Annotated in this window: 6 protein-coding genes and 1 pseudogene; 3 read left to right on the top strand and 4 right to left on the bottom strand. The window is 46.7% G+C overall.

The genetic code is table 11. The features are described 5' to 3' along the window. Positions 1-63: 63 nt before the first annotated feature. On the bottom strand, positions 64-216 hold the full coding sequence (locus ACLGGO_RS35130; RefSeq protein WP_446422790.1) for a hypothetical protein: 153 nt from the start codon (positions 214-216) through the stop codon (positions 64-66). Between the two features lie 88 nt (positions 217-304). Between ACLGGO_RS35130 and petN the strand changes: the two genes are divergently transcribed. The 3 genes and pseudogenes from petN to iscB form a co-directional block, all read left to right on the top strand. Next, the gene (gene petN, locus ACLGGO_RS35135; RefSeq protein ID WP_446335024.1) at positions 305-394 is read left to right on the top strand and encodes a cytochrome b6-f complex subunit PetN; all 90 of its coding nucleotides are present in this window, start codon (positions 305-307) and stop codon (positions 392-394) included. Positions 395-401: 7 nt separating this feature from the next. Beyond that, positions 402-536 carry a hypothetical protein gene (locus ACLGGO_RS35140; RefSeq protein WP_446335025.1) on the top strand — a complete coding sequence of 45 codons (135 nt, stop codon included), beginning with the start codon at positions 402-404 and terminating at the stop codon, positions 534-536. Positions 537-825: 289 nt separating this feature from the next. Continuing rightward, positions 826-1,749 (top strand): annotated as a pseudogene (gene iscB, locus ACLGGO_RS35145) (RNA-guided endonuclease IscB); the annotation flags it as partial. A gap of 67 nt (positions 1,750-1,816) precedes the next feature. On the opposite strand, the gene ACLGGO_RS35150 reads toward iscB, so the two are convergent. From ACLGGO_RS35150 to upp, 3 genes are all read right to left on the bottom strand, one after another. Beyond that, entirely contained in the window at positions 1,817-2,080 is a 264-nt protein-coding gene (locus tag ACLGGO_RS35150) for a YggT family protein (protein ID WP_446422791.1), read from the bottom strand. Between the two features lie 82 nt (positions 2,081-2,162). Next, entirely contained in the window at positions 2,163-2,498 is a 336-nt protein-coding gene (locus ACLGGO_RS35155) for a hypothetical protein (RefSeq protein ID WP_446422792.1), read from the bottom strand. Positions 2,499-2,728: 230 nt separating this feature from the next. Next, positions 2,729-3,379 (bottom strand): uracil phosphoribosyltransferase, encoded by a 651-nt coding sequence (gene upp / locus ACLGGO_RS35160; protein ID WP_446339463.1) that lies wholly within the window; start codon positions 3,377-3,379, stop codon positions 2,729-2,731. Positions 3,380-3,721 lie beyond the last annotated feature (342 nt).

Genomic DNA, 3,721 nt, shown 5'->3' on the forward strand with positions numbered 1-3,721 from the left:
AGGAAAACTGCAAAGCATCAACTGGAAGTATTTCGAGCCAATCTGGAAAGCTGACGGTTACACTTATGTCCACAAAGTCCAGAAATGTCCATTGATGCGAGCGATTAGAGGAATACCGATCGCACAATAGGTTAAGGTTAGGGATAATCCCCCCAGGATAGCGGCTTTCAGGGATTCGATCCGTTCAGCGTCAGTTGGGTTAAAGGAAGAGTTCACGACTTTCTTTTCCTCAGGGTCAAAGACGGTTCAAATTGAATTATGATAAACCTTGGAGTCATTTCTTAATCATTACTCATAAAGCACGATGGATATTTTGACATTAGGCTGGGTCGCCACTCTGGTTCTGTTCACTTGGTCAATTGCAATGGTAGTCTGGGCTCGTAACGGGTTCTAGAGGGATTGTGGAAGGTTCTGTTTTTACCGTAGTATTTTTTGCGGCGGCTGGATTATTAGTCCTGGTGACTGGGGGTGTCGCTTATTTGACAGCCGCCGAATGGCGCGATCGCCGTCGCCGCGATCGGGATAGGAAACTATAACCGAGTCAGTCACAACAGGTTGAATACCGTTCGTAAAAACCTACCCAAATCTGGACATAACTAGAAATAGCTACCCAGAGTAACGAACGTGCAGGTTAAGGCTTTCTTCAAGCCTACGTTGGGAGGGTGATGACACCAGAAAATGAACGCCAGTTTTCTGCTCTGTCGAACTCGGTTAAAAAATAGCGACGAAAGGTTTATAAGTCCGTGCCTAGTTCCTAGCAAGCCCTCTCAACATTACCGAGGCAAACTTAACTTAATTGGATGACAGAAGATGTCAAATTACGTTTTTCTCAACCGGAAGCGCCCTCAAGGATGGCTGTCCCCAAGCTTAATGCATCGGGTTCTAACGACTGAAAGTTGGGTCAAACGCCTGTGTAAATTTGCTTCTGTTGGTGAGATTAGACAGGAATTAGTTAAGTTTGATACACAAGCGCTAGACAAGCCTGAAATTAGCGGATGCGAATACCAGCAAGGTACTTTATTTGGCTACGAAGTCCGTGAGTATTTATTGGCGAAATGGAAAAGAAAATGCGCGTATTGTGGAGTTAAAAACGTCCCGCCAGCAGGTTGAACATATTCACCCTAGAGCTAAAGGTGGCACTAACCGCATCTCTAATCTGTGCCTAGCTTGTGAGAAGTGCAACATCAAGAAAGGGACAAAATCAATTGAGCAATACCTTCCAAAAAAGCCAGACTTGCTTAAGCGGATATTAGCTCAAGCCAAGGGACTTTTAAAGGATGCCGCAGCCGTTAATGCTACCCGATGGGCTTTGCTTAATCGGCTCAAAGAAACAGGTTTGCCAGTCCTCACAGGTACAGGAGGACAGAGAAGGTACAACAGAACTCGATTGGGACTGCCCAAGACTCACTGGCTAGATGCTGCTTGCGTGGGGTCACAGAGACCCTGCAAGTCCTGAGTGAACACATACTCAATGTTAAAGCGACGGGTTTTGGTGGACGGCAGCGCTGCCAAACGAATAAATATGGCTACCCAGTTAAATACCGTCCCCTCCGCCCTATCTTTGGCTTGTGCACAGGCGATATTGTTCGAGCCACAGTCCCGAAAGGTAAATACCAAAGGACGTTCACAGCCAGAGTTTGTCCAATCTCAGACGGGAGAGGCGAGTTTATGATTAACAAGAAACGGTTTTCCGTAAAACTCGATTACTGTAAAGCCGTCCATCTCAAGGATGGTTACAGCTATGCCTAATATCTAGACAAAACAGCAGCTATGTCTAGATGTGGGGAGAAATTATCGAGCAGTTTTTAACCCAAGACTATGCCATGCCTCCAAACAGTCCGGCGATAAGTTGCAGGACAATAATCGCCAAAAGAGGAGATAAGTCCAAACCTCCAATCGGCGGAATAAAAGAGCGGAAAATATTCAGGTAAGGGTCAGTAATTGGGCTGAGGAATCCAGCCACTCGGTTCATCCACTCAACGGTGGGGAACCAGGTTAACAGAATGCGGACAAATATCAACAGTAAATAGATATTGAGGAAATTGGCGAGGCTGTCGGTTAGCAGTTCTGTAGCACTCATGAATTTATTCGCTTCCTTAGCTAAGTTTAGAGGGCAGATAGTGTCTTTCTAGTCAGTTTAACTGATATCCCTCAATTCCGGCTCAGGAATCGAGGGAACCTTCCCTATCGGTGAGTTCTGTACTCCCATTCACGGGACCTAATTGCTGGCGTACATCATCAATTGCTGTATTAAGCTGGGCAATTTTGTCTTCTAAACTGCGACGCGCCGCTTCAATGCTCTCCTCGGAGTTGAGTTGAGACTTTTTGCCCTTCATGGCTTTCTTCTCGGATAGGCGGGACTTGAGTAAAGACTGCTCGGCATCTTCATTGTTACTATTGCGTTGTCCCGCTAGTATGGCTCCGATAACGCCACCGACTAATCCCCCTATGGCGATTCCCGCGAGAAGTCCGCCTGTAAAACCATCGCGCTGACTCATTTTTCCTTTCGTACCCTTGAAATAAAAAACGCAACTGCTTTTCCAGATTAACGGTTGGCTGACACGGATGCCATATCTTCACGGTAGAAGTTTCCCACCCGTTCTCTACGAGGCGGGTTTTAGGTTAGGGCGGGTTTTGTACAAAGGTTACCATCAATAGCCAAGCAGAAAGTCCCTAAACCTGCCCCTACGCACTCAAAAGGGTCAACACTCAACACTCCCCCCTGTCATCATGTGCCAAAGGCGCGATCGCCTGCATCCCCTAATCCTGGCACTATAAATCCTTGCTGGCTTAATTCTTCGTCAATTGTAGCGGTGTAGATGGTTAAGGAGGGATAATCGCCTCCTAACTTTTGCAAGGCGGGTGGGGCGGCGACAACGCTGATAATTCGGATAAATCCTGGATCTGCACCTCGCTTGGTCAGTTCTGCGATCGCGGACATCATTGTACCCCCTGTTGCTAGCATGGGTTCGGTAATTAAGATACGTGTACCCGGAGCAAATTGTTGGGGCAATTTATTTAAATAACAGTTGGCTTCTAAGGTTTCTTCATCGCGCACCATGCCCAGATGGTAAATGGATGCCAAGGGTAACAAGGTTTGCGCCCCTTCTAATAAGGCTAATCCCGCCCGTAAAATCGGCACGACGACTAAAGGAGTCTCTGGATTCACCATTGTGGCTGGACAAGGGGCTAGGGGCGTCTGAACCATTAAATCTTCCGTGGGTAGCCAATCTCGAATCGCTTCGTAGGTGAGCCAGCGCCCTAACTCCGTCATCGCACTTTTGAATAAAGGGGATGGTGTCGCCGCATCACGGGCAACGCCAAGCCAGTGCTTGATTAGGGGGTGAGGGGGAACATAAACACGTAATTGCAAAGCCATAGTAAATTAACCGATAACGACAGAGGAATACCTAAACTGAATCATGATAATGCTTTTTTTTCCCGACTGCCGAGATGGTATCTGGACTAAATGGTGAATTTCCTAGTTTATTGCTAATCCTTTGCATTAGTGTTGACATTTATTTTCAACAAGGATATAGTAGTCCTCAGTGTTCTCCTCTCATTAAGGATTGGTAGGTGGGACGGGCAAGCGGTAGCAGCCTGAACCACCCTCTTTTTTTTGCGGGGGTGCGGAGGGATGGGGGAGTTATCAGTTATCAGTTATCAGTTATCAGTTATCAGTTATCAGTTATCAGTTATCAGTTATCAGTTATCAGTTATC

Origin of the sequence: Coleofasciculus sp. (assembly GCF_046565525.1) — a bacterium.
GTDB lineage: Bacteria > Cyanobacteriota > Cyanobacteriia > Cyanobacteriales > Coleofasciculaceae > Coleofasciculus.